Origin of the sequence: Paenibacillus sp. ISL-20, assembly GCF_018613005.1 — a bacterium.
In the GTDB taxonomy this organism is placed as follows: Bacteria; Bacillota; Bacilli; order Paenibacillales; family Paenibacillaceae; genus Paenibacillus_AQ.
Genome location: NZ_JAGGRD010000023.1, coordinates 206,655 through 230,536 on the forward strand (window position 1 = coordinate 206,655; position 23,882 = coordinate 230,536).

A 23,882-nucleotide genomic window follows, 5' to 3' on the forward strand; every position below is an offset into this window, starting at 1 on the left:
CATGCCATCCTCCTTCAAATCGATCATGATATGCATCGTTACCATACGGTCCAAAGTTATTTTATACAGAAGGCACCGGGCTCCTCCAATCTGATTCTCAGCTTAAACACCTCCATTGTGCACCTCGGGTTAGCCGCAGGCGCGGGTGCAGGAGGCTTCATGGTCAATACGACATTCACGCTTCAATAGCATCCATGGCTCGGTGGATTCGTGCTCGCGCTCGGCCTGGCTGCAGGACTGGTCAGCTTCTCGGCCGGTCAAAAGACATGGGTTCCAAAATCGGCTTGACCTCTTACCCGCTCCATCATATGAAATTTTGCCCAAGCCACCCTGCCAATGGGTGGCTTGCATGCTGCTGGTTCCGAAATTGGGCTCACGCATGTTTGCCCATGGGAATAACTTATTTTATGGGTCAACGCCTATTACAATATGAAGGGCAGGAATCACAGTGGCAGTCTCTTATATGGATTTCACCTCACCATCCGTTCGGTATACTTATGATATGAGCAATAGTCCGTTTTTCAAAAAAGATAGCCGAAATTATATTAATTCTCTCTCCATAAAAGAATTGAACACGCTCGGCAACGCTTCCCTGCTGGATATATACCTCAGCACCGGAAACGTGATAGAGCCACATATCCATCAAAATGCATCGGAATTGGTGTATGTCATTTCTGGTGCAGTCATCGTCTCTATCGTCAATCCATTTACGAAGGAGCTGCTAAACTTCACGTTAACGCCCGGTCAGGTTGTACTCGTGCCCCAAGGCTGGTGGCATTATGAAATGGCGACGGTTGACAACACCCACCTGATCGCGATCTTTGACGCACCGGTGCCTGAGTTTATTGGAGGCTCGGATCTTTTGAGATTGACGCCGGCCAGCGTGTTCGCTCACACCTACTGCCTGGATGAAGCCAAAGTCAAGGATACCCTGGCTCCGATTACCGATACGGTTATCATCGGCCCGCCCAACAACTGCTCGCAGCAAGGGCAAGTGCAAGGGCAGATGAAACATCCTCAGCATTCGTCACATCATAATCAGCACTATTATCATCAAGAAACATCTGGTAATCGTCGAGACTATGAGCTTCTTCAGCAGCAGCAACAGCAATACCAACAGCAGCAACAGGAACAGCAAGTGATGTTCCAGCAGTTTCAAGCTCAGGATCAACCGCAGCATGGAGCATATGCTGCTGAACCGCAGCGAACACCAACTCCATCACAAGAGCAATTCCATTCTCAACGGCAGTTACAAGAACAACAGCGTCAGCAATTCATCCAACAGCAGCGGCAGCTGCCATTCTTACAGCGCCAGCTGATTGGAAATGGCTGGGATCAATTCTGATCAACCCTCTGGTGATAGAGTTCCTCCATAGAAATACGCAGCATCACGATTCGCCAGCGATGCTGCGTATTTCTTTTTTATATGGAATTATATTATTTAGGAAGACCTGATGCTCCCGTTATTTTCATCTTCCGGCACGTAATGTTCTCAGGCCGTGTAACCGATATGGACCACTGTATACCCGAGGTCAGATTAACCAGACTTAAATAATATCCGTGTCCTGCGCCTGTATCGATTCCCAGCTTACCGTCGCCATACCAGAGCTCCTCTGGCGGTACACCCAAACGAAACGTAGAAGTGTGTCCGAAAACAATCGTTTTATCCATATAACGTGGCGACTGATGAAACGATTCACGGATCTCCGTCAATTCTTCCGGCTTCTGGGCATGAGAGTTTCAAGATTAATCCCGCTATATTTCGTATTCTTCGAAAAACGGTTAGAATAGTAAGGTACGGCATCTATCGAATGCCAATGTATATTGAAGGAGGATCCCTATATCATGAGCGTTGATTATAAAGCGTATTTCGCTGAACACCGCGAAACCCATCTGAATGAGTTGAAGGAATGGTTGTCCATTCCGAGCATTTCGGCCTTGTCCGAGCACAAAGGCGATGTGGCAAAAGCTGCCAAGTGGCTAGCAGGCAAGCTGACGGAGGCAGGCCTTGAGCATGTGGAAGTTCATCAAACGGCAGGACACCCTATTATTACGGCAGACTATTTGCATGCCGAAGGCAAACCAACCGTGCTCGTCTACGGTCACTATGACGTACAGCCTGTAGACCCGCTTCATCTGTGGGAAACGCCGCCCTTTGAACCGGCTATCCGTAACGGCAAATTGTATGCACGCGGAGCAACGGACGACAAAGGCCAGCTTTTCCTGCATGTCAAAGCCGTTGAAGCCATTTTGAAGCAAGAGAAAGAGCTTCCGGTCAACATCAAATTCTGCATTGAAGGCGAAGAAGAGGTGTCCAGCCCGAACCTCCCGCTCTATCTTGATAATAACAAGGACAAGCTGGCTGCGGACGCCATCGTGATCTCGGATACGTCCCTGCTCGCACCTGGCAAACCGGCCATTTCCACAGGCCTTCGCGGATTGTGCTCCCTGGAGTTGTCTCTGGAAACAGCCAATACCGATCTTCATTCCGGTACATATGGCGGCGGCGTACCTAACGCCTTGCATGCCCTCGTCTCCCTGCTCTCTTCGCTTCATGACGAGCAAGGCCGTGTCGCCGTAAAAGGCTTCTATGACGGCGTACTCGAGCTGTCTCCTGAAATGCGCGAGGAATTTGCCAAGCAGGAATTCGACGAGGATAAGCTTAAGCAGGATCTCGGCCTCGATTCCCTGTACGGTGAGGAAGGATTCTCCTTCGTTGAACGCGTAGGAGCACGTCCGACGCTTGAGCTGAACGGCGTATACGGCGGATTCCAGGGTGAAGGCAGCAAAACGGTCATTCCGAAGGAAGCCCATGCCAAAATAACGTGCCGCTTGGTAGCGGACCAGGATCCGCAAGCGGTCCTCGACGCGATTGAAGCACACTTGCATGCCCACACTCCGGTCGGTTCGAAGATTACGTTTAAACCGAAGGAAAAGGCATTCGCCTTCAACATCGATCCGTCCCATCCAATGCTGCAAAAAGCCGCAGACGCGTTCGAGCATGTCTATGGCACGCGTGCTCTCTTTACGAAGGATGGCGGGTCCATCCCGATCGTGGAGAAGTTGTCCAGCACGCTTGATGCTCCTGCCGTCATGATGGGCTTTGGCTTGCCGGACGAGAATCTGCATGCTCCGAACGAGCATTTGAATTTGGAGAATTTCGATAAAGGCTTGCTGACGATCGTTGAATATCTAAAGCTCGTGTAAACTTTTGGCGCCAACGGCCAAAGAGTAGACGCCAACATCACCTGGATACCGCAACCTTCACGCGGGAAGGAAAGCCCAAAGAGTAATCGTAAAGATCCTAAAAAAGAACGCGTACGGCGGGAAAACCGAATCCCTGCCAATACGCGTTCTTTGTTTTTAAGAAAAGTCCCTTATGCCATCCACATACCGACCATCGGACTGCGGCTTCGGTTTACCGAAGAAAATCGGCCATGGGGTGTGTCCTACAAAAACTTATTACTGGCTGCTATCCCCAAACAGGTAATTTCATCACCAACAAGCCGCTGCTATCACCAACAAGCCACACTATCACAACAAGCCGCATCTAACGGACCACAGATCCGCTATTTGCACAATTCAGACGATTTTCTTATCCTAACGGACACCAAGTCCGTTATTCAACCTTTCGCCGCGAAAAAACAGACTTTTTATGCAAATAACGTACCTCATGTCCGCTAGAATCCCAGTTTAGCTCTTATCGGATCAAATAACGGATCCTGTGTCCGTTAGAATCCGGAAGTATCCACTTATCGAACCAGCAGTTATCACCGTCCTATGTCCGGTAAGCCCGAAAGTATACATTTAACACGCTTGCCATCGGGCTCGGTTAACACCGTGACTTTACTCTGTTCAGCATTGACCGTTCTTCAAACAAACTATGTTTTTGCGCGTAGCAGCGCATATGCATAAATAGCGATGGGGATGTTAATAAAAGTGCATATCGGGTATTGAAAAGAGAACATATGTACATCGCATGAGGAGGGAACGTATGAGAGCAGTCACATTTCAAGGTGCAAAAGACATTCAGGTCAAAGACGTGGAGGATCCGTCCATTCAGACCCAGGATGATATTATCGTCCGCATCACCTCTACAGCCATTTGCGGTTCCGATCTTCATATATACCTCGGGACTATGCCCACGACTAAAGATTTCGTGATCGGCCATGAGCCCATGGGGATCGTAGAAGAGATCGGTGATAACGTAACCCGCGTAAAAAAAGGCGACCGCGTCGTTCTTCCGTTCAATGTTTCTTGCGGCCACTGCTACTATTGCAATCATGATATGGAGAGTCAATGCGACAATTCCAATGGTAACCCGGATGTCCATACCGGTGGATACCTGGGTTACACCGAACGCTATGGTAACTATCCTGGAGGGCAGGCTGAATATCTGCGCGTGCCGTACGGGAATTTTATGCCTTTTGTCATCCCAGAGTCATGCGAATTGGAGGATGAGGCGCTTCTCTTCTTGTCCGATGTTCTGCCTACTGCCTATTGGAGCGTGGAGAATGCCGGCGTGAAGCCGGGCGATACCGTCACGGTGCTCGGCTGTGGACCGGTCGGTATGATGACCCAAAAATTCGCCTGGATGAAGGGCGCTAAACGGGTAATCGCCGTGGACCGCCTTCCTTACCGGCTGCAAAAAGCAAAGCGAATGAACAACGTTGAGATCTACAATTTTGAAGACTATGATGATATGGGCTCGTACATCCGCGAGATCACTAAGGGCGGCACGGATATTGTGATCGACTGCGTTGGCATGGACGGGAAGAAGTCAACCATGGAAACCATTGGTCAAAAGCTGAAGCTCCAAGGCGGAACGTTAAGCGCAATGGATATTGCCTTCGATGCCGTTCGCAAATTCGGCACCGTTCAGCTGACCGGCGTGTACGGTTCATTGTACAACATGTTCCCGCTGGGCCATATTTTTGAACGAAACATTACACTTACCATGGGACAAGCCCCTGTCATCCATTATATGCCGGAGCTATTCAAGAAGATCACCGCCGGGGAATTCGATCCAACCGAAATTGTATCCCACCGGCTTCCACTCGAACAAGCAAGCGATGCCTATCGGATATTTAGCGATCATGAAGAAGACTGCACCAAAGTGGTTCTGAAGCCGTAGCGTAATTTCGCAGCGAAAAGAATTTACCAAGCATTCCCCTGTCATAATCTGGCTTGGATAGGAAGTGCTTGGTTTTTTATGTCCTGTTTTGATGGAGCTTAGTGCGTGAGCATAAATTTTGCCGGATGAGTGTTGGACGTTTGGGACATGACCTCACGTCTTAAGGATGCGTGTCGTCGACGGCAAACACATACGCCGAGTCGAACGCCTATTTAATTGCTTTTGTTGCATTCACCCGGATGATCGTTCCGCACGGATCGGATATCCAATAGCCTCGCGAGTTCTCGTAAACCTCCACCTCATCCCTGCGATCCACCTGATGTTCTCTCAAATATGAAGCGGCCGTCTCGGGATGATCCGTAGTGACCTCTAACCAGACATCCTGCTGAGCATAGTGAGTCATGCAATCCAGCCATAAATTGTTCGGGCCGTGCTGAAAGAGGTGTGAACCATCCCTGAAGCCCAAATAAGGCAGCCGCAAAACCTCTTTGTAAAAATGCACAGTTTCCTCATACTTGTACTTCGGAATTTTAAGGGCAATATTGTTTCCACCGACAAACTGAATATCCGCTGATGACATGAGTACAAACCTCCTTTTGGGATTTGATGTCATTGTATCATGCAGCATCACCGAAAAATTCTTCTGGATTGCTATCCTTGCAGCGTTGGTTTAAGACGACCTCGGCATCGGTTTATACCAGTTGGGCATATGCGTCTGGAACCCCTCATACCAGTTCAGCACCTCTTGAGCCTGATTCACCATAACCTCCACTTCCTGCTCTCCGAATGGAATCGTCCAATGAATTGAGGAAATCTGATTGCTCGCGATATAAAGTGCCATTAATCTGAAAAATGAATCCGGTACCTCACGTCCTTGAAAATATCCGTGAATACGACCGGAAGCGAACCACGGGCTAATCGCTGCATCCCACGTAATCCGGTTAAACTCCTCCCAAGGGTCACCATAATCCGCCCGGTTGAAATCGATGATGCCCAGCTCACCTTCAGGAGTAACCACCATATTGCCGACATGATAATCCCCATGCTGAAAAGCACGGGGCCGCTCATCAAGCAAATACCGATGCTCCTCCATAAAACGAATGATGTTCTCAGCACCTCCGAGCTAGATGTCACAGTTCTTATAATTTTTGATGTACCTATCCATTTTGGAATTATAATAATCCGCCCATGTGTCAAAGCCGCTTTCAGCCGGAATGCGATGCATTTCGCTCAAATATTGGCCTGCCCTGAACGCCAAGCCGGTACTGCTCCTCATAATCCAGCAATGGAATCGCATCCCTTGCATCTTCTCCCGGAACCCATGTAAACAGGGAAAATACTTGCCTGCCATCATGGCATACGCCAAAATCAATCGGGCGAGACGTACGCATTTCGATAGAATCAAGCTTTTTTAAAGTTTCAAACTCCCACCGCTTTCGCTCATATTGAGAGATGTCGGATAATCGGAGAAGCCACTCTTGGCCTTCCGTATCCTGAACATAAAATTTACGATCTGCTGACCACCCCTTGTCAACCGCTTGAACGGTAATCCACTTATGAGCCCCTGGGATTTCGCGAATCGCGTCCTGCATGCTGTACACCCCCTATATTCGATAACCTGCACGATCTTTAAATCTCATACATTATAAATGAAGAGGGTTCATTAGACCATGCAGATCAATCTCTGGCTAAACACTGGAATAAATAAATTCGTTGCGCCCATAATCACTGACCGTAACTGTCAGGAATGTTGTTATATACTCGTTTTGCAGCACACATCCTAAACCAAAGCGAGGGTTACACATGAACATGAGCTTAGAGGATTTTACGACAGAATGGTTAAAAGAGGCACGTATTACGGAACAAGTCATGGACGCATTAACCGACGATTCGCTCAAAACCGCCATGACGGATCAGCATCGCACGCTCGGTCAGCTGGCTTGGCATTTGGTGATGTCGATTCAGTACATGACCATGCTCGGTTTGCAATTTGAGGCCCCATCTCGCGAGCAGGAAATCCCGGGTTCCGCCGCCGAGATTCAGGACAGCTACCGCCGGATCCGGCATGCCTTTCTGGATGCGGTGCAGTCGCAGTGGAGCGAGGAGGATCTTCGCGCCACCCGTGATTTCGACGGAGAGCCTTGGGCAAATGCGGCATTCCTGCATTTTACCCTGGTTCATCAAGCCCATCACCGCGGACAGATGACAGTTCTGATGAGACAAGCCGGCCTGCGGCTTCCCAAACTCTACGGTCCGACTTACGATTCCTGGATCGACAAGGGAATGGACCCGCTCGTGTAGAAAAGATACAATCTACTTAAAAGCAAACATTCGGGATCATCCCATCTGGAAGGAGCGCATCTAGATGTCCAAAGCGGATAATATGCTGTCGATCCTGTGGATGCTCCGCTCGGGCAAGAAGATGACCGCGCAGCAAATCGCCGATGAGCTGGAAATCCATGTTCGAACGGTGTACCGCTGCATCGATTCGTTATGCGCCAGCGGCGCGCCCATCATCGCCGATTCCGGGCCGAACGGCGGTTTTCGGATCCTTGGACAGTTTGCAGAATCCCCGCTGATGTTTGATGCAGAAGAGCAGAAGGCATTGGTGCATGCCTCGATCTTTGCCAAAGAAAGCGGCTATCCGTTCACGGACGCACTGCTGCGGGCGATCGACAAGCTGAAGCTTTATACAAACGAGGAGCAGCTTCATCAGATCGAACGGCACAGCAGCGGCATCTCGGTTTTGCAGCCTCCTGCCCATAAGGGACTGCGGCCGCTGCTTCAGACACTTGAAAGTGCCGCGGCGCACGGGCAAACCCTGAAAATGACGTATTCGAAGGGCAGGGAAGGCGCCAGCGTTACCCGAAACTTCGACCCCTACGGCATCATCCACTGGAAAGGTCAATGGTACGCCGCCGGCTTCTGCCATCTGCGTCAAGAGATTCGTAATTTTCGCGTGGATCGGATCATCGGGCTGGAGCTGACAGAACATGTATTTGAACGGCCCGCTGATTTTTCGGCCAAGGATGTACTGCTTGGCAGTCTGCTGCCCGATCAAGGCAGCCATGAACCGCTGGTCCATGTCGTCATCCAAGGCCATGATCATGTTCTGAATGAATTAAGCCAGCATTGGTTATTTGGACATACTCTTGTGAAGCGCCGTGATGGAGAAGCACATTTCCGACTGGATACGTCTTCGCTGACGTCCTATGTTCCCTATTTCCTTCTCCCTTATGGCAAATCTTTAACCATTCTGGAGCCCGCTTCTCTCGTTCTGAAACTGTCAGAGATCACGACAAGCATAGCGATCCATTACGAACGCATGTTAAGCGACATGACCAAAAAGGAAGGATGAACCCGATGGAGAAATTCGCGATGTACGGAAAGCTGATTGCCCATCCCGGCAAACGGGATGAACTTGCGGAGATCCTGCTCGAAGCAGCAGCGATGCTTAGCGATAACAAAGACTGTGAACTCTATATCGTCAACGTTTCGGACAGCGATCCAAATGCCGTATGGGTCACGGAATTGTGGAGCAGCCAAGACGCGCATGCCGCTTCATTGCAGGGAGCCGATACGTCCGGGCTGCTCCAGCGCGGACGGCCGCTGATCGCCGGGGCGGAGCCGCTCAAGCTTAAACCGCTTGGAGGAAAAGGTTTTTAGATATACCTGATCTGAAGAAAAGAGGCTGTCCCCGAATCGAATTTCAGGGACAGCCTCTTTTTGCTATATATTGTTCCGGTATTCCGAGGGGCTGTAACCAACCTCTTTACGAAACGTTTTCGAGAAATAGTTTGCCGATTCAAAGCCGGTTGCGTCCGCAATTTCTTTGATGCTCAGAGGGGTCGTTCTCAGCATGAGTTTGGCCTGCTCCATCCGTTTGAGGCTTAAATATTTCTGCGGCGTGATGCCGAAATGCCGTTTGAAGTACTTAATAAAATAATTCGGGTGCAGATGCAGTGTCCCCGCCATCTGCTCCAGCGTAATCTCCTCATGCAGATGATTCTTAATGTACTGCTGTACTTTGTGGAGCCTGCCCATATCTTCCATTTTGTCCTTATGAATCTGCGGGTGCTGGTGTTCGAACACTCGGGACAGGATGTCCAGCATCACCGACTTTTCCCGCAAACGCGCGGCGATGGTATCGGAGCGATGCGCATCGACCAGCTGCTGGAATAATGCCGGCATCTCTGCGTTCCCCGACAAATCATAGCAATAGGGAACGTTGAGCCAGGAAAACACATCGGAATCGCCTACGGTCGCCGAGAAGTGCGACCAGTATTTAAGATAGGGGCGGCCGCTGATGACAGAGTAGGATTGCCTGGTCCGTGCCGGCATCAGAACCAATTGCCCCGGGACAGGATATAACTCCTCATCACCGATCTTCACCCATCCTTCCCCATCCAGGATAAAATAGAGCTTGTTGTATGACACGGTGTAGTCGAATTCCTTCCACTCCGGCCAGCACTGCGTTCTTTCGGCCTCCCAGATCTGAACCTGCATGTTCAGGAGCATCTGCTGAATGGCTTCATGTTCATTTCGTTCATTCTTCATTTTCGATTATCCTCTAAAGTTATTATAATACCCGTCAGAGTTAAGTAATTATCTATTCATACTAACACATTCTTGTTAAAATCAAACTCGACAATTCCAAGAATCGGAGGTTTGAATCCATGACAACAACTACCACTCCAACCAATCAAGTCATCCACGATCGAAACCAGCGTGTGCAATGGTTCCAGAACGACCGTTTCGGCATGTTCATCCACTGGGGGCTCTACTCCATTCCGGCCAGAGGCGAATGGCTCCGAAGCACGGAACAGATGAGCATCGAAGACTATCAGACCTATTTCGATGAATTTGATCCCGTTGACTATAATCCTCGGGAGTGGGCCAAAGCGGCCAAGAAAGCAGGCATGAAATATGCGGTGCTGACGGCCAAGCACCATGACGGATTCTGCTTGTTCGACAGCAAGCTGACGGAATATAAATCAACGAATACCAAAGCCGGCCGGGACCTCGTGCAGGAGTTTCTGGAAGCTTTCCGTGAAGAAGGCCTTAAAGTCGGCCTCTACTTCTCGCTGATCGACTGGTACCATGAGGACTATCCGGCCTATGGAGACCGTATTCACCCGATGCGCGCCAACGAGGCCTTCAAGCGCGATCCGAAAAACTTCGACCGATACCTGGATTACATGCACGGGCAGGTTCGGGAGCTGCTAACAGGCTACGGCAAGCTTGATATTATGTGGTTTGACTTCTCCTATGGTAACATGCGCGGTGAAGTATGGCGCGCCACCGAGCTGATGAAGATGATCCGCGAGCTGCAGCCGCACATTCTCATCGATAACCGGCTTGAAGGCAGCGGCGAGAGCGGAGGCAGCATCTATACTACCGATCCTTCCGTTTACAGCGGAGATTTCGCTTCGCCTGAGCAGATCATTCCGCCGCACGGTGTCGTGGATCAAACAGGTGCCCCGATCCCATGGGAAGCCTGCATCACGCTGAATAACAACTGGGGTTATGCAGCAGCCGACCGCAATTACAAATCGGCAACCACGATCATCCGCAAACTGGTGGAATGTGTCAGCAAGAACGGCAACATGCTGCTGAATGTCGGACCTGACGCGAGAGGCGTCATTCCTAAGGAGAGCCTCGACGTGCTGGAGGAAATCGGTGACTGGATGAGCAAGAACGGCGACAGTATCTATGGCTGCGCGGCCGCCGAGTATCCCAAGCCGGATTGGGGTCGGTACACCCAAAAAGGCAATACGCTGTACGCCCACGTCTTTGAGGAGTCCATCGGACCGATCAATCTCATCGGCATGGCCGACAAGGTGAAGAAGGCCCGTCTGCTCGCAGACGGATACGAATTGTTCCTCAGCCGCCCATGGAGCGCCGCCGAATTCGTCGAAGACGCATTCGTTAATTTCGCGCGGCCTGAACACTTCACCTATCCGCTCCCCGACAAACGCAATACCGTCATTGAATTGGAGCTTCATGACGAATCGGATCGTTCGTAACGACAAGCTGGCCCATACCTTGGCTTAAATTCATAAAAAGAGCCTGACATGATGTTTTTGATACATCATGTCAGGCTCTTTTTAGTGCCCTTTACACCCACCGTGATCCTTTGTATCAAGCAAATCCAAACCTAAAAAAATCATATTGCATATTAACTGTTTACACTATATACTAATTATCAATTAAACTGTTTATTATATATACAATTATATCTAAGGAGATGAACCTTACATGAGTAACTATGCTGTTGAGATTCGCCAACTGCGCAAAAGCTTTGGACATCAAACCGTCCTGGACGGGATCAACCTGAACGTGCCGGCAGGAAACGTGTTCGCCCTCCTCGGTCCCAACGGGGCCGGCAAAACAACCCTCATCAACATCCTATCAACCTTGGTGACGCCCGATGCAGGCAGTGTGCGGATCAACGGGTATGATCTCAGCCAGAGCAAGCAGGATATCCAGAGGTCCATCAGTTTGACTGGCCAATTTGCCGCCGTCGACGAAGTATTGACCGCGGAAGAGAACCTGCGGATGATTTGCAGGCTGTCCGGTCTATCCGCAGCGGAAGCACGCCTGCGAACGGCCGAACTGCTCGAACAGTTCGATCTCGCAGCTGCTGCAGCCAAGCGCGTGAAGATGTATTCGGGCGGGATGAAGAGAAGGCTTGATCTTGCGATCAGTCTTGTTGTGCCGCGGCCCGTGCTGTTCCTGGATGAACCGACCACGGGACTGGATACACGCAGCCGCCGTACCCTGTGGGATATCATTCTGCAGTTGAAGAGCCAGGGCATTGCCATACTGCTAACCACGCAGTATCTGGAGGAAGCGGATCAACTCGCGGATCGGATCGCGGTCCTGGATGGCGGGCGAGTCGTTGCTGAGGGAAGTCCGGCCGAGCTGAAGACCCGGGTCGGAGGAGAAGTGCTGGAGCTCCGCGACGAACACGACGAGGTGATTCACAGGATTCCGACAAGCGGCAGCATTGGGGACGTCGCGCAGACGCTTCAAGAGTTCACTCGCCTGCTACCGAATGAGACGCGCGTAAGTCTTCATAGACCAAATATGGATGATGTATTCCTGTCGCTAACCGACAAGAAATTGGAGGAAATCGTATGATGAGAGGAATAACTTCGAACACAAAAACAACGTCCTTTGCGGTCACCCAGAGCGTCTTTATCGGCCGCAGCTTACGTCACAGCATCCGGAACGCGGAGGCGATGATAACGGCAATGATGCTGCCGATCATGTTGATGCTTCTGTTCACCTATGTATTTGGCGGCGCCCTCGATCCCGGCGGACAGTATGTAGACTACGTGGTGCCGGGAATCATACTGCTATGCGCTGGCTTCGGATCATCCAGCACGGCCGTAGATGTCTCTCAGGATATGACCAATGGCATCATTGACCGTTTCCGCACCATGCCCATTCAAAGCATGAGTGTCATTACAGGACATGTGGTAGCCAGCCTTGCCCGAAACATGCTGGCGACAGGTGTTGTCATCGCAGTGGCTCTGCTCGTTGGATTCAGGCCTTCGGCCGGACTTCTGGATTGGATTCTCGCCATCGGTTTGATCGCGCTCTTCATCTTTGCCTTCACTTGGCTCTATGCCGCCATCGGCCTCGTTGCAGGCAGTCCGGCAGCGGCCAGCAGCTATGGGTTCGCTTTGCTCTTCCTCCCCTACCTCTCCAGTGCCTTCGTTCCTACCGAGACGATGCCGACATGGCTGCAAGGGATCGCAAGCAACCAACCGATCACGCCGGTCATCGAGTCCATTCGCGGGTTGCTAACGGGAGGTTCTATCCAAGATCACATCGGCTGGGCAATTGGATGGTGTCTGTTCATCCTTGTCGGGTCCATGGTATGGAGCATGTGGACGTTTAAGAGAAAAGCCGGACGACGCTAAATATGCATATGGTTGATAAAACGCCCGCTTTAGGCTTAATCAATCAGCAAAAAAAAACTGATCCTCATGCGAGGATCGGTTTTTTTGCTCAGCTGCGGCACTCTCTTACTGCACTCTCTTGCGGCCATTTTCTTACTGCACTCTCTTATCAACCACGACCTGTTACTGTTACTGTTACTGTTACTGTAACTTTGACCGATAACATTACTTGCCCGACTGTCCGGGCTGTGTCTTTGCCTGGAGATAGTGGTCAATGCCGTCCAGAATGCGTTCTAACCCGAAATCAATGTCGCTGCCGATAGGGTTCTCTTCCTGATTCTCCTCCGTATAGACCCCCGACATCACAACCGGATGCAGGAACGGAAACCGATCCGGCTTCACAAGCTGTTTCAGCGCGGCCGTATAATCGAGTCCGCTAAATTGTTCCGGGGTGGATCCTGCCTGCAGGGCGCGATCCATGTCCCGCTGCATCATACCGCTTGATCTTGAATAATTGCTTAACAAGAGAATCAAAGACATCCGCTCATAATCATTCAACGGCATGTCCTTCATGAAGCGTAGACCCCAGTCGATAAATCGCAGGTTGTTCGGCGTAATCGGGATACCCGCAATCGGTATGTCACCGAACCAGGGGTGGTCCCGGAATACCTGCATCGTCGATTTGACGTAGATTCGCATATTCTCGCGCCAGTCTGCAGAATCTTCAGAGGGGATAGGAATATCGCACACGGCGTTCTGCATCAGGAGCAACAGGTCATCCTTGCTGGAAATATACCGATACAGGGACATGGCAGTAAAACCCAAAGCGGATGCGATCCGATTCATGGAGACCGCCGGCAGCCCTTCCTTATCAGCAATGTCGATAGCTGTCTGCACAATCTGCGACAGGCTCATCTCCCGTTTCGGTCCCCGCTGCGGCGGCTTTACCAATCCCCAGCTCAGAGCCGCCCCTCCGGGCAGCTTGGATCCAATATCCGGATCCATACTCTCATCGTTTGGCATGATCTGTGTATCCTTTCTGCATCCAAGCTTCTGATGTCAATTGATAATTGTTTATATTATAAACAGTATATCATATATGCTCATCCTTATGTACTGGGCAGCATATAAGCATCAATGCGAGGATACCGACTTGACCAACGTACACTCAATCATGTGACAGATGCATCAAAATGTTGACCAGCTTCCCGATCGGATCGCGGACAAAAAAACGTCTTACTCCCCAAGGCTCATCAACGGGTCCATATTCAATGGAAAAGCCTGCCCGCCTCATATCCTCCAGTACAGCCTCTAGATCATCCACTTCGATCGACAGATCCGGGACGGGCGTGCCGCCACCTCCCTCGGAAGCAAAGCTGATCTGTATGCTCATCCTCTCCTGCGAGCCGTAAGTGGCAATCCACCCATGATCCATTAACATATCCAGACCCAGCACATCTTGATAAAACGTCTTGGCTGCGGCGATATCTTTCGTTGCGACATTTGCGACAATGCGTTTAACTCCCAACTTGTTCTCCTCCATTCAGCTTGCGAAAGGTATCATTGCATCTATGCTGTAAGCGTCATCATGTGAAATACATAACTAAAGCATAACAAATATTCCCAGCGAAAAAAAGCTGTTAAGATTTACTCAACAGCTGATTCGTTAGCTCCCCCTATCCCTTCGTTCCGCCCTGCAGCCCGAAGCCCTTGGACATGAACTGCTGGGAGAGAATGTACATGATAATTGCCGGGATGGCGTACAGCACCGAGAAGGCGGCCAAGCTGCCGTAGTCAACCATGCCATACTGCCCAAAGAACTGATAGAGCTTCAAAGAAGCCGGGAACTTCTCAGGCGACTGCAGCAGGATATACGGAACGAAGAAATTGCCCCAGCTGCCCGAGAAGGTAAAAATAGCCACCGTACAAATACCCGGAACCATCAGCGGTGCCACCACCTTGCGCATTCCCGTAAACACCGATGCGCCGTCCACCCAGGCGGCTTCCTCCAGATCGCTCGGCACGGAATCCATGAAATTCTTCATCATCCATATCCCGTACGGCATGGACGACGCGACATAGAACAAGATGACACCCAAAATATTGTCATACAGCTTCAGCCCCAGGAACAGCTGGTACACAGGCACCATAACAGCCGTAATCGGGAGTGATGTCATAAACAGAATGGTCAGCATAAAGGGTTTCTTATATTTCATCTGATAACGGGATAGCGGGTACGCTGCAAGCAGCGCCAGAAGGACAACCATTACGGCTTGGCCAAGCGACATCACCAGACCAATCAGATAAGCGCGCTGGTTCTCGCTGCTGGTAATCACCTCAACATAGTTTGCCCCGGTAACCTTGCTGGGCATCTTCAGCGATTGCATCGCATTCGGATCGACGGAAGCCACAAGCACCCAGAGCAGTGGCAGCACAAAGCAAATGCCGATCCCCATAAGGATCGCGTACGGAAGAATTCGATAGATTAATTTACGTTGTTTGGCATTCATATGATCTCACCTCTGGTTACTCTTTCATCGACCTGATATACAGCAGGCTTAACACAATCCCGATCAACAGCAGCAGCAGCGAAATGGCGGTTCCATAGCCTAATTGATAGTTCACAAACGCCTGATTGTACATGAAGATCGGCAGGGTCGTCGTGGAATTACCCGGACCGCCCCCGGTCATCGCATAGATGAGTCCGAACACCCCAAGCGTCTGCAGCGTAACCAGCATCATGTTGGTTGTAATGGTGCTTTTAATGTACGGGATAATGATGCGCGTGAAGATTTTCCACTTGGAGGCTCCATCCACCACCGCCGCTTCCTCAATTTCGTTAGGCACATCATCCAGCGCAGCTTGAAATACCAGCATCGAGAAGGCCGTACCGTGCCAAATGTTCGCAAGAATGATCGTCAGCATCGGGACGGTAAACAGCCAGGTCACTTCCGAAAATCCAAAAAAAGTGATAATCGCATTCAGCGTGCCCTCATCCCCGAAGAAGCTGTACAAGCAAAGAGCGCATACAATCTCGGGCGTCACCCAGCCCGCAAGCACAATCGTTCCAATCACTCGCCGAAAAGTCTTGTTCCTCTGCTTCATCAGCAGGGCGATCAGAAATCCCAGCACCTGCTGCCCGATAACCGCCGAGCCGATGAGAAAAACCAGCGTGTTCCATATACTGATTCGAACCGTGGGGTCCTGGAACATCCGGGCATAGTTGTCAAGGCCGATAAACTTAAGCTCCCTCGCCGCTTCGCCGGTTAACGCCAGGTTGGTGAAGGAATAGAAGAATGTTAACAGAATCGGATATATAAAAAACACGAGCATAATCGCGATTGAAGGAAGCAAAAAAAAGAGCCAGGTATACGTTTTTCTTCGTTTCGGGTAAACGTCTACGGACAGACTGCTCATGTGTCTTCTCCTTCCATGCAAATGATCTGAAAAACCGCTTGCCCAAGCCTCCGCGATGAATGGAGCGCTTGAGCAAGCTGATTTTGTGCGTATAGCCGATTATTTCTCTAGGATATGATCCGCTCCGACAATACGGGTGACGTCCTGCGCATATTTATTCATGGCATCCGCAGGCGATGTTCCTGTTGCCACAGACTCCACCATCGTCTGAATCTGTGTCGACACTTCCGGATACTTCTCCTGCGCCGGTCTGAACTCTGCATTCTCCAGGTATTCGGTCGCGATTTCGTTAAACGGCATTTTTGTATATTCCGGATCCTTGGCCACATCGGCACGTACCGTGATATTCCCTGAGGACATGACAAGCTTCTGCGTATTATCCTTGTTTAGCGCATATTTGATAAATTCCCAAGCCTCGTCTTTGTTCTTGGAGTTGCTTGGAATCGACAGCGCCCACCCTCCGGCCAATGTGATCGACCCAGGGTCCTGCCCTTGGCTGGTCGGCATCGGCGCGAAGCCGAGCACATCTTGGTATTCAGGCCATGGCGCCGCGCCTGATTCCATATAGTTGCCCGTGATCCAGGATCCATCCAGCGAAATCGCCAGCTTGCCCTGCGGCAGGTATTCGCGGGAAGCCGTGTTGCCTGCCTGACCATTCAATACTTTGGAGAGCGGCGGTCCGAGTTTCTCCTTATTGACCGTCTCCACAAAGGTCAGCGCATCGAGAATGCCCTGGCTTTTCGTAATCCATTTGCCTCCGGCATCGTCATACAGTCTTTCGCCTGTTCCGTAGAGCAGCATTTCATAGGTTTGCATGGAGGTTGCTTCGCCTGTAGCCTTGCCCATGTTCATCCAGATTGGCACAACGTCAGGTGCCTTCTCCTTGATGGTTCGCGCAGCGCTTAAGACCTCCTCCCAGTTCTTAGGCTGCCAATCCTCCGGAAGACCCGCTTGTTTGAAAATGTCCTTGTTGTACCAGAGGCCCCTGGAATCCGTATTGTACGGTACGCCGTACACCTTGCCATCGCTGGCGGTGACCCCCTTCTTCATCGCTTCAATGAAGGAACCGTTGCCCCAGTCTTCCCATGCCGCCAATTTATCGTCAAGCGGTTCCAGATAACCTGCGCTTGCATCAGAGTTCAGGATAAAGGTATCCTCTGTCACGATATCCGGCGCCGTATCTTTGGACTTGAGCGCCAAGGCCACCTTGGCAAAATAATCGCCTTCCGATGCCTGAATCGGTGTCGGCTTAATCTCTACGCTTTTGTCGGGGTAGCTAGCCGAAACTTCCTTGAGCCATTTATAGAACGCTCCGTTCTCGCCGATTCCGTCATCCCGAAACGTCACGATAATGATTTTCTTGGCTGTCTCTCCATCCTTTCCCGGCTCTGGTTCACCGGTATCGGCTGGGGTTCCCTTACCTCCGGTACAACCGAATAACAAAGAAACGCTTAATAAAGCCGTCGTTACTAGCCAAAAACCCCTCTTGCCTGACTTCATACGAATCCCTCCTTTTGGCTGCAGCAATTTGATATATTATCCAAATTTTGTATACGCTTACGAGAGCGTATATATAACTCTATTTTGAAAATAGTGGGGATATTCTGAACTTTTTTTCGTGACAAAAAGGCCGCTCTATATGCAAGCGACCTGCAACGGCCATTCCTTCTGCATTTTCTCATTGTATTCTTTATTTTCATAACGGGATATGCAATCAACTAATTACCAGAAATAGAAAATATTAATAGATAAATCCGAGTCTATTGATTGATATGAAGTTCCTGCCTATTTAGGTCTTTACTTTTGCTGGAAATCCAATTATATTTGCATGTACAAACAATTAAATGAGTATACTGGAACCATACCAGTAATAACCTATGACATTGGAGGTATACCATCCATGAGTGACCGCTTGATTTTTTTGTTGGCTTTATTCTCGGTAACAGGATCGGGACTCATAGCCGGGCTGTTCTTCGCTTTCTCGTCTTTTATAATGACAGCGCTGGCCCGGATTCCCAATGAACAGGGGATTCATGCCATGCAGTCCATCAATGCAACCATTCTCAATCCTTTGTTCGGCACATTGTTTACAGGTACTGCATTAACCAGTATCGTGCTTGCGGTATTATCCATCATGCGCTGGGGGGAACCCGGCTCGTTGTACTTGCTTGCCGCCAGCCTGCTTTTTTTAGCGGGATTCATCGTAACGATGGCGTTCAACGTCCCGCTAAACGACGCACTGGCCGCGGTTGACCCAGGTAGCGGTGCCGGAGGCGAGGTATGGATTAACTACCTGAGACGCTGGGTGCCCTGGAATCATGTACGAACCATCACTTCTTTAGGGGCGATGATCCTGTTTGTTTTTGCCTTACGGCATCTCCCTTAAGACGGGATCACGGGAATGGGGCGGCTATAATCCATAATCCTTGAATGCCTCCCCATCGTTCCACATGTTATTAAATGCCGATTCAAAACTTGCGCCTGTCGCTTGATCCTCGATGATAACCGAGACATCGTCGTTCTCTTCCACGGACGATTGGAGGTAATTGAATGAACCCACTTCCACCTTCGTTCCGTCAAGCAAAATTCATGCATCTGTGGTTATAACGTCCACCGCTTGTTTGATAAAATTGTACAATTCTCTGTCCATCCCATAGGATAATGCATCATCCGGATACTCCGCATAGTACTGCTCTGCTGAATGAATAAACTCTTCATTTATATGAACCCATGACGACATCTTTTCACTCCAAATCTTCGCCAATATCCTCACCTCGTCCTCATGTGGTGCCATGCCCTTCTCATATAACCTTCGAAATTCGGAAAGAAGCCGAGCCCCTTCAGCCTGCAATTCCTCCAGTTCGTTTTCTTTCACCAGGCTGAACCATTTCTTCATCTCTTCGGATTGCGGTGCTTTAAAATGCCGACTTTCCGTCATCCTCATCAACAGAATCGCCATCATTAAACGCTCACTAGACACGTGTTCTCCTGATAGGAACAACTTATCGATTCCCTCGATTCGACTACGCAGCTCCGTCAAAAATTCGATTTGATCGTTCAATTGAGCGAGCTGAATATCCATCATCTCTCTAAGAGAATGTCCCGATTCATTCATGGTTAATTTGATATCCTCCAATGAGAATCCTAACTGCTTCAAGGTCATGATTTGATGCAGTTTAGCTACGTCGGCTTCGGTATAGAGACGGTGACCCGCTTCCGTATTTTCCGAGGGGGAAAATAGCCCGATTTGATCATAATGGTGCAGCGTTCGAACGGTTATCCCTGTGCGCTTCGCAAGTTCACCGACTTTCCAATTTCGCTTACGGATACGATCCCCTCCCAAGAATAGTTGAACGATTCGACTCAATCATAATGTAAGAAGCTTTGTTCCCTCTTGCACCTGACGCTACGTCAGGAATTATACTGCAAATAATACGATCCAACTACTTTTCAACAGTAAATACCATCAGAAAGGACTATAGGATACAATGCAGAATGGAAACTTCGTACTACAAACTTTAGCTTACAATCATCAAGTGCGCATTTTGTTTGTAGAGAATACAGAACTTCTTAACGATATGTGCCATCCCCCGTCGATGCACAAACTGCTCAAAACAGCATGGGGACAAACCATAACCTCCGCTTGTCTGATTATAGGAACATTAAAAGACAATCAAAGATTAAGCTTAAAAATCAAGTTTAGTAATGCGCGTCATAAAATTTTTGCTGATGTAGACAGCATGGGGAATGTGCGGGGATACCTCAGTGATGAACTGGTACACATAACCCCGGATCAGCTGAATCATATACATCTTAAACAAATAGTCGGTGATAAGGGCAGCATTCATATAACGAAGGATTTAGGCATGAACAGCTTGTTCACCGGAATTACGGATATGCCTTATCGTAACATCATAGATGACTTGTCACATTACTATCAACAAAGCGAACAAACATCCACCGATTTCTACAGTTATATCCAATTTAATGAGAACGATGAAATTGTTTTAAGTAGAGGTATCATGGTTCAACTTCTTCCCGGCTGCCCCCCGCATCGGATTCAGCAGATAAAAAAGGAGCTCAGAATGCATCAGTACATTTTGGCGGATAAATCCAACGATCTCATGAAGATACCCGGCAAGATTTTCAAAGATATAGAGATTGTCGGGAGCATCCCGATTCAACATTTCTGTGGCTGTTCAAAAGAAGTGTTATACCCCATACTTCATTCACTAGAAAAGAAAGATTTGAAGTACGCTGTTATGAAAGCAGAACCGATTGAACTTGTCTGCCATATTTGCGGCAGCAAATACGATTTCGAGCCCCATGAAATTGCCGGACTCCTCTAGCTCTCTTCATGGGTACACCAAGATCTAAACAAACTTTCTAACAGAAAACCCATACCATCTCTACCGATTCTTCATTAGATATACTATCAATCTAGTAAAGGCGGTGGAGATATGGGGATTCTCACGATAGATAAGTGGAATCACATTTGCCAACTTGACACTTCAGCCAAGCCCCGTCGTAACATCGGATGGATTTCAAGCAATTGGAGCGGATACAGCCTCAAAGGAAAAAAGGGTGCTTACAGACAGATCTCCGCCAAATGGAATGTGCCGTATGTTCGTCCAAGCCGTGCAGCGACCTATTCGTCCGCATGGATCGGAATAGACGGCTTCGGCAACAGCAATCTGATACAGACCGGAACGGGTCATGAATTCATAGACGATAAGGCTTACTATTATGCATGGTGGGAGATTCTCCCCGCCTCGGTTACGATCATTCCGCTGCCAATTCAGCCGGGGGATCGGATGCATGCCAGCATCAGCAAGCGCAGCGGTTCTAACTGGTTAATCTGCCTTCGAAACGTATCACGAAATTGGATCTTTCGAACACTAAAACGGTACAATGGTCCTCAGACCTCGGCGGAATGGATCGTCGAAGCGCCGCAGGTCAATGGGGCGCTTGCAACAATGGCACGATTATCCCCTGTCGCCTTCTCCTGCTGCCGCGTCAATGGGAAAAGCCCCAAACTCACGGCGGATGATGGTGGCATTATGCTTCAGAATCTAAGCGTCACCTCCATTCCTTCTAATCCGAACAAGGCAGGAGACGGCTTCATTGTCAAAAGCGTTCGTCAATAAGGGGCTTGACCTTCACGCAGCGTAAAGGATTATCCTCATGATAATACGGAGCAGCCATGCTCCGGTTAGAGGAGGAAATCAACATGCAATTGATCGCTATCGATACACTAACCCATCAACAACAAGCTTTGAAATCTGCGCCTGAGCTGCGGAGCTCCGCATATGAGCAGCTTGTGAATCAGCCGCTTCAGCCGTTTATGGACACGATACGTAAGCGTATGCCTCAAGGGCAGGACGATTACGATATGACGCAGCTGCTGGGATTATACCGCTTGGCCGCTCATCCTGAAGAGGCGCTCCAGGCTTTGTCCCGACTTGAACAAGCCGGCTCCTGGAGCCGGTGCAAGGAAGCCGTGATGAAGGCTTATACTGCATTGAAACCGCAAGCTCACGGCATTGAGCTGGGGGAATTGCTCTTCACCCTAGCGCTCGGTGATCATGAGCGGTTCGGCCCGCATCCCGGATATACAGGTTCAGGGGGAACGCCGGGGCAAATCATGGTTGTTGTGTGGCCGAACGATTATAATCTGCCAAGGCTCGCAGCCATTACGGCACATGAATTCCATCATAACGTCCGGCTCTCTTACGAGCCATGGAGCGCAGAGACAACGGTCGCTCAATACCTTGTGCTGGAAGGACTCGCCGAAGCTTTTGCCGCCGAGATGTACGGGGAGGATCACTTGGGACCCTGGGTTCATTCTCTGGACGAGGACCAGCACAGCGAGCTCCTGCCGCGCTACCAGAAAGCGCTGCTCATAACCGGGTTCAATGAGATACGAGGTTACATGTTCGGGGATCTGGAAGGGGACTTTTACGGGTTCACGAAGATGGGCATTCCGCCTTATGCGGGTTACGCCATCGGCTATCGGATCGTAACCGAATATTTGAGGCAGAGCGGTAAATCCGTGGTGGAGGCTACTTATATTCCCTGGAAGGAAATCATAGCGGAGTCTCCCTACTTCAGGGAATAACAACTCCGTAACCCATTAACCAACAACAGCCGCTGCACACCGGAAAAGTCCGGCATGCAGCGGCTGTTTCTTTATCATGATTCGTAAACTGGTTTTCCCTTGAACAGCACGGCCCGGCGCCGTGACCTCCTGGCAACGGCTTCTGCGGAGCAGCTGGCTTCTACGATCACCGCGTCCGCCGCATCTCCGACATTAGGCCAAGCATAGCGACCGTCCTGGTCTAACGGCGTCACGCCTCCCGTAATAAACCCGAGAGCCTGTCCGAGCGAACGCTCATCGGACATATGGAAGCGTTCGGCCAGCGTGCCCGCTTTGTCCAGATTATCCCCTTTGCCAAACGGGGACCAATGGTCCATTATGCTGTCTTGCCCAAGCGAGATGTCTACACCGCGGCGGTGCAGCTGCGGAATCGGAATGGTTCGGCCAAGCGGTACGGAAGAGGTGACCGAAATACCCAGATCCGCCAACCGAATCGCCACTTCATCCACTTCGCTTGGTGAGACGTCCGCGAAAGCCAGCGCATGGCTGAGCGTGACTCTCCCATTCCAACCCGCCTCTTCCGTAAGGTCAGCCACGCGCTTAAAGGTGTTCAGCCCAACTTGTGACGACTCATGCAGGTGCAGGTCAATGCCAGCGTTGGCTTCAACAGCCAGCTCCATCACGGTGTTCAGTGATTTCTCCATGTTCTCATCCACTGTTGTGGGATCCAAGCCCCCAACCAACGCTGCTCCGTTCCGGAGCGCATCCCTGACCAGGGATACGGACTGGCTGCGAAGCAAGCCGTGCTGAGGAAATGCTACAATCTCAACAAAAGCTTTTTCCCTGTATCCTTCAACCGCCTGCAAGGTGGCCTCCAAATTTCTCAAGCCGACAACAGGATCCACATTGCAATGGGAACGAATATGGGTAGACCCGTAGCGCAGCAACAGATCAAGCAGTCCCTCTGCTCTTTTCTTGGCAGTAGGAAGAAGCTCCGGAAGCAGCCTCTCTTCCTCCTCGATTCGGCTGAAGATCCCGTGAGACGGACGTCTCGTTGCCTTCCATGGGCCTCCATAATAGGTTTTGTCCAGGTGGATATGCATATCCCTAAATGATGGGAGCATCAGATCCCCGTTCATGTCCCGTGTCGGCAAGAACGTATCAGGCAAAGCATCCGCAGGGCGGATCTCGGAGAAAGCCCCATTCTCTATTTTCACATGAAAAAGTCCCGTTTCGGTTCCGATCACGACGTCATCCTCGTAGCGGTAACCCGTCTCCAGACGGACATGCAGCAGCCAATATGCATTACTCTGTTCGATCATAG

The 23,882-nt window shown here is 50.1% G+C and carries 28 protein-coding genes; 15 read left to right on the top strand and 13 right to left on the bottom strand.

Going from position 1 to position 23,882, the window contains the following annotated elements; all coding sequences use genetic code 11:
- Positions 1 to 30: 30 nt before the first annotated feature.
- Both J7E85_RS34045 and J7E85_RS14370 read left to right on the top strand, forming a co-directional pair.
- Entirely contained in the window at positions 31 to 189 is a 159-nt protein-coding gene (locus tag J7E85_RS34045) for a hypothetical protein (protein ID WP_251035715.1), read from the top strand.
- 259 nt (positions 190 to 448) lie between these two features.
- Complete coding sequence (locus tag J7E85_RS14370; protein ID WP_215158812.1) at positions 449 to 1,345, top strand: cupin domain-containing protein; 897 nt, start codon at positions 449 to 451, stop codon at positions 1,343 to 1,345.
- Positions 1,346 to 1,437: 92 nt separating this feature from the next.
- Here J7E85_RS14370 and J7E85_RS14375 read toward each other — a convergent pair whose 3' ends face one another.
- Positions 1,438 to 1,671, bottom strand: coding sequence for a hypothetical protein (locus tag J7E85_RS14375; RefSeq protein ID WP_215158814.1), 234 nt, complete (start codon positions 1,669 to 1,671; stop codon positions 1,438 to 1,440).
- A 174-nt stretch (positions 1,672 to 1,845) separates the two neighbouring features.
- Between J7E85_RS14375 and J7E85_RS14380 the strand changes: the two genes are divergently transcribed.
- The 3 genes from J7E85_RS14380 (at position 1,846) to J7E85_RS14390 (ending at position 5,134) form a co-directional block, all read left to right on the top strand.
- A complete protein-coding gene (locus J7E85_RS14380) occupies positions 1,846 to 3,207 on the top strand; it encodes a dipeptidase (RefSeq protein ID WP_215158816.1) in 1,362 nt (453 codons plus the stop codon).
- Positions 3,208 to 3,357: 150 nt separating this feature from the next.
- The gene (locus J7E85_RS14385; protein WP_215158818.1) at positions 3,358 to 3,684 is read left to right on the top strand and encodes a hypothetical protein; all 327 of its coding nucleotides are present in this window, start codon (positions 3,358 to 3,360) and stop codon (positions 3,682 to 3,684) included.
- Between the two features lie 310 nt (positions 3,685 to 3,994).
- Complete coding sequence (locus tag J7E85_RS14390) at positions 3,995 to 5,134, top strand: zinc-dependent alcohol dehydrogenase (RefSeq protein ID WP_215158820.1); 1,140 nt, start codon at positions 3,995 to 3,997, stop codon at positions 5,132 to 5,134.
- A 208-nt stretch (positions 5,135 to 5,342) separates the two neighbouring features.
- Here the strand turns inward: J7E85_RS14390 and J7E85_RS14395 are convergent, their stop codons facing one another.
- The 3 genes from J7E85_RS14395 to J7E85_RS34840 all read right to left on the bottom strand — a co-directional run bounded on the left by J7E85_RS14395 (position 5,343) and on the right by J7E85_RS34840 (position 6,726).
- A complete protein-coding gene (locus J7E85_RS14395; RefSeq protein WP_215158822.1) occupies positions 5,343 to 5,714 on the bottom strand; it encodes a hypothetical protein in 372 nt (123 codons plus the stop codon).
- A 90-nt stretch (positions 5,715 to 5,804) separates the two neighbouring features.
- Complete coding sequence (locus tag J7E85_RS34835) at positions 5,805 to 6,227, bottom strand: aminoglycoside phosphotransferase family protein (RefSeq protein ID WP_353049498.1); 423 nt, start codon at positions 6,225 to 6,227, stop codon at positions 5,805 to 5,807.
- Between the two features lie 112 nt (positions 6,228 to 6,339).
- Positions 6,340 to 6,726, bottom strand: coding sequence for a phosphotransferase (locus J7E85_RS34840; RefSeq protein WP_353049499.1), 387 nt, complete (start codon positions 6,724 to 6,726; stop codon positions 6,340 to 6,342).
- 211 nt (positions 6,727 to 6,937) lie between these two features.
- Between J7E85_RS34840 and J7E85_RS14405 the strand changes: the two genes are divergently transcribed.
- The 3 genes from J7E85_RS14405 (at position 6,938) to J7E85_RS14415 (ending at position 8,800) form a co-directional block, all read left to right on the top strand.
- On the top strand, positions 6,938 to 7,435 hold the full coding sequence (locus J7E85_RS14405) for a DinB family protein (protein ID WP_215158824.1): 498 nt from the start codon (positions 6,938 to 6,940) through the stop codon (positions 7,433 to 7,435).
- A 64-nt stretch (positions 7,436 to 7,499) separates the two neighbouring features.
- Positions 7,500 to 8,492 carry a helix-turn-helix transcriptional regulator gene (locus J7E85_RS14410; RefSeq protein ID WP_215158826.1) on the top strand — a complete coding sequence of 331 codons (993 nt, stop codon included), beginning with the start codon at positions 7,500 to 7,502 and terminating at the stop codon, positions 8,490 to 8,492.
- A gap of 5 nt (positions 8,493 to 8,497) precedes the next feature.
- Positions 8,498 to 8,800 carry a putative quinol monooxygenase gene (locus J7E85_RS14415; RefSeq protein ID WP_215158827.1) on the top strand — a complete coding sequence of 101 codons (303 nt, stop codon included), beginning with the start codon at positions 8,498 to 8,500 and terminating at the stop codon, positions 8,798 to 8,800.
- Positions 8,801 to 8,863: 63 nt separating this feature from the next.
- On the opposite strand, the gene J7E85_RS14420 is transcribed toward J7E85_RS14415, so the two are convergent.
- Positions 8,864 to 9,691 (bottom strand): AraC family transcriptional regulator, encoded by an 828-nt coding sequence (locus J7E85_RS14420; protein WP_100538612.1) that lies wholly within the window; start codon positions 9,689 to 9,691, stop codon positions 8,864 to 8,866.
- A gap of 119 nt (positions 9,692 to 9,810) precedes the next feature.
- Between J7E85_RS14420 and J7E85_RS14425 the strand changes: the two genes are divergently transcribed.
- From J7E85_RS14425 to J7E85_RS14435, 3 genes are all read left to right on the top strand, one after another.
- Positions 9,811 to 11,160, top strand: coding sequence for an alpha-L-fucosidase (locus J7E85_RS14425; RefSeq protein ID WP_215158829.1), 1,350 nt, complete (start codon positions 9,811 to 9,813; stop codon positions 11,158 to 11,160).
- A 232-nt stretch (positions 11,161 to 11,392) separates the two neighbouring features.
- Complete coding sequence (locus J7E85_RS14430) at positions 11,393 to 12,277, top strand: ATP-binding cassette domain-containing protein (RefSeq protein ID WP_215158831.1); 885 nt, start codon at positions 11,393 to 11,395, stop codon at positions 12,275 to 12,277.
- The gene (locus J7E85_RS14435) at positions 12,274 to 13,065 is read left to right on the top strand and encodes an ABC transporter permease (RefSeq protein ID WP_215158833.1); all 792 of its coding nucleotides are present in this window, start codon (positions 12,274 to 12,276) and stop codon (positions 13,063 to 13,065) included. The genes J7E85_RS14430 and J7E85_RS14435 overlap by 4 nt, the downstream gene beginning before the upstream one ends.
- Before the next feature lie 204 nt (positions 13,066 to 13,269).
- On the opposite strand, the gene J7E85_RS14440 is transcribed toward J7E85_RS14435, so the two are convergent.
- The 5 genes from J7E85_RS14440 to J7E85_RS14460 all read right to left on the bottom strand — a co-directional run bounded on the left by J7E85_RS14440 (position 13,270) and on the right by J7E85_RS14460 (position 17,961).
- Positions 13,270 to 14,067 (bottom strand): TetR/AcrR family transcriptional regulator, encoded by a 798-nt coding sequence (locus J7E85_RS14440; RefSeq protein ID WP_215158835.1) that lies wholly within the window; start codon positions 14,065 to 14,067, stop codon positions 13,270 to 13,272.
- A 145-nt stretch (positions 14,068 to 14,212) separates the two neighbouring features.
- Positions 14,213 to 14,572, bottom strand: a complete 360-nt coding sequence (locus J7E85_RS14445) for a VOC family protein (protein ID WP_215158837.1) — start codon at positions 14,570 to 14,572, stop codon at positions 14,213 to 14,215.
- Between the two features lie 148 nt (positions 14,573 to 14,720).
- On the bottom strand, positions 14,721 to 15,554 hold the full coding sequence (locus tag J7E85_RS14450; protein ID WP_215158839.1) for a carbohydrate ABC transporter permease: 834 nt from the start codon (positions 15,552 to 15,554) through the stop codon (positions 14,721 to 14,723).
- 16 nt (positions 15,555 to 15,570) lie between these two features.
- Positions 15,571 to 16,461, bottom strand: coding sequence for a carbohydrate ABC transporter permease (locus tag J7E85_RS14455; RefSeq protein ID WP_076324156.1), 891 nt, complete (start codon positions 16,459 to 16,461; stop codon positions 15,571 to 15,573).
- 99 nt (positions 16,462 to 16,560) lie between these two features.
- On the bottom strand, positions 16,561 to 17,961 hold the full coding sequence (locus J7E85_RS14460) for an ABC transporter substrate-binding protein (protein WP_215158841.1): 1,401 nt from the start codon (positions 17,959 to 17,961) through the stop codon (positions 16,561 to 16,563).
- Between the two features lie 400 nt (positions 17,962 to 18,361).
- Here J7E85_RS14460 and J7E85_RS14465 point away from each other — a divergent pair, with 400 nt between their 5' ends.
- Positions 18,362 to 18,847: an anthrone oxygenase family protein gene (locus J7E85_RS14465; RefSeq protein ID WP_215158843.1), complete on the top strand. Its 486-nt coding sequence runs from the start codon at positions 18,362 to 18,364 to the stop codon at positions 18,845 to 18,847.
- A gap of 24 nt (positions 18,848 to 18,871) precedes the next feature.
- Here the strand turns inward: J7E85_RS14465 and J7E85_RS14470 are convergent, their stop codons facing one another.
- Together J7E85_RS14470 and J7E85_RS14475 are read right to left on the bottom strand one after the other, a co-directional pair.
- Complete coding sequence (locus tag J7E85_RS14470; RefSeq protein WP_215158845.1) at positions 18,872 to 19,045, bottom strand: phospholipase D-like domain-containing protein; 174 nt, start codon at positions 19,043 to 19,045, stop codon at positions 18,872 to 18,874.
- 3 nt (positions 19,046 to 19,048) lie between these two features.
- A complete protein-coding gene (locus J7E85_RS14475) occupies positions 19,049 to 19,828 on the bottom strand; it encodes a MerR family transcriptional regulator (RefSeq protein ID WP_215158847.1) in 780 nt (259 codons plus the stop codon).
- Positions 19,829 to 19,949: 121 nt separating this feature from the next.
- Here J7E85_RS14475 and J7E85_RS14480 point away from each other — a divergent pair, with 121 nt between their 5' ends.
- From J7E85_RS14480 to J7E85_RS14490, 3 genes are all read left to right on the top strand, one after another.
- The gene (locus J7E85_RS14480) at positions 19,950 to 20,810 is read left to right on the top strand and encodes an Hsp33 family molecular chaperone HslO (RefSeq protein WP_215158849.1); all 861 of its coding nucleotides are present in this window, start codon (positions 19,950 to 19,952) and stop codon (positions 20,808 to 20,810) included.
- A gap of 111 nt (positions 20,811 to 20,921) precedes the next feature.
- Entirely contained in the window at positions 20,922 to 21,608 is a 687-nt protein-coding gene (locus J7E85_RS14485; RefSeq protein WP_215158851.1) for a G1 family glutamic endopeptidase, read from the top strand.
- An 83-nt stretch (positions 21,609 to 21,691) separates the two neighbouring features.
- Positions 21,692 to 22,579: a DUF2268 domain-containing putative Zn-dependent protease gene (locus tag J7E85_RS14490; RefSeq protein ID WP_215158852.1), complete on the top strand. Its 888-nt coding sequence runs from the start codon at positions 21,692 to 21,694 to the stop codon at positions 22,577 to 22,579.
- Between the two features lie 74 nt (positions 22,580 to 22,653).
- Here J7E85_RS14490 and J7E85_RS14495 read toward each other — a convergent pair whose 3' ends face one another.
- Entirely contained in the window at positions 22,654 to 23,880 is a 1,227-nt protein-coding gene (locus J7E85_RS14495; RefSeq protein WP_215158854.1) for an amidohydrolase, read from the bottom strand.
- Positions 23,881 to 23,882 lie beyond the last annotated feature (2 nt).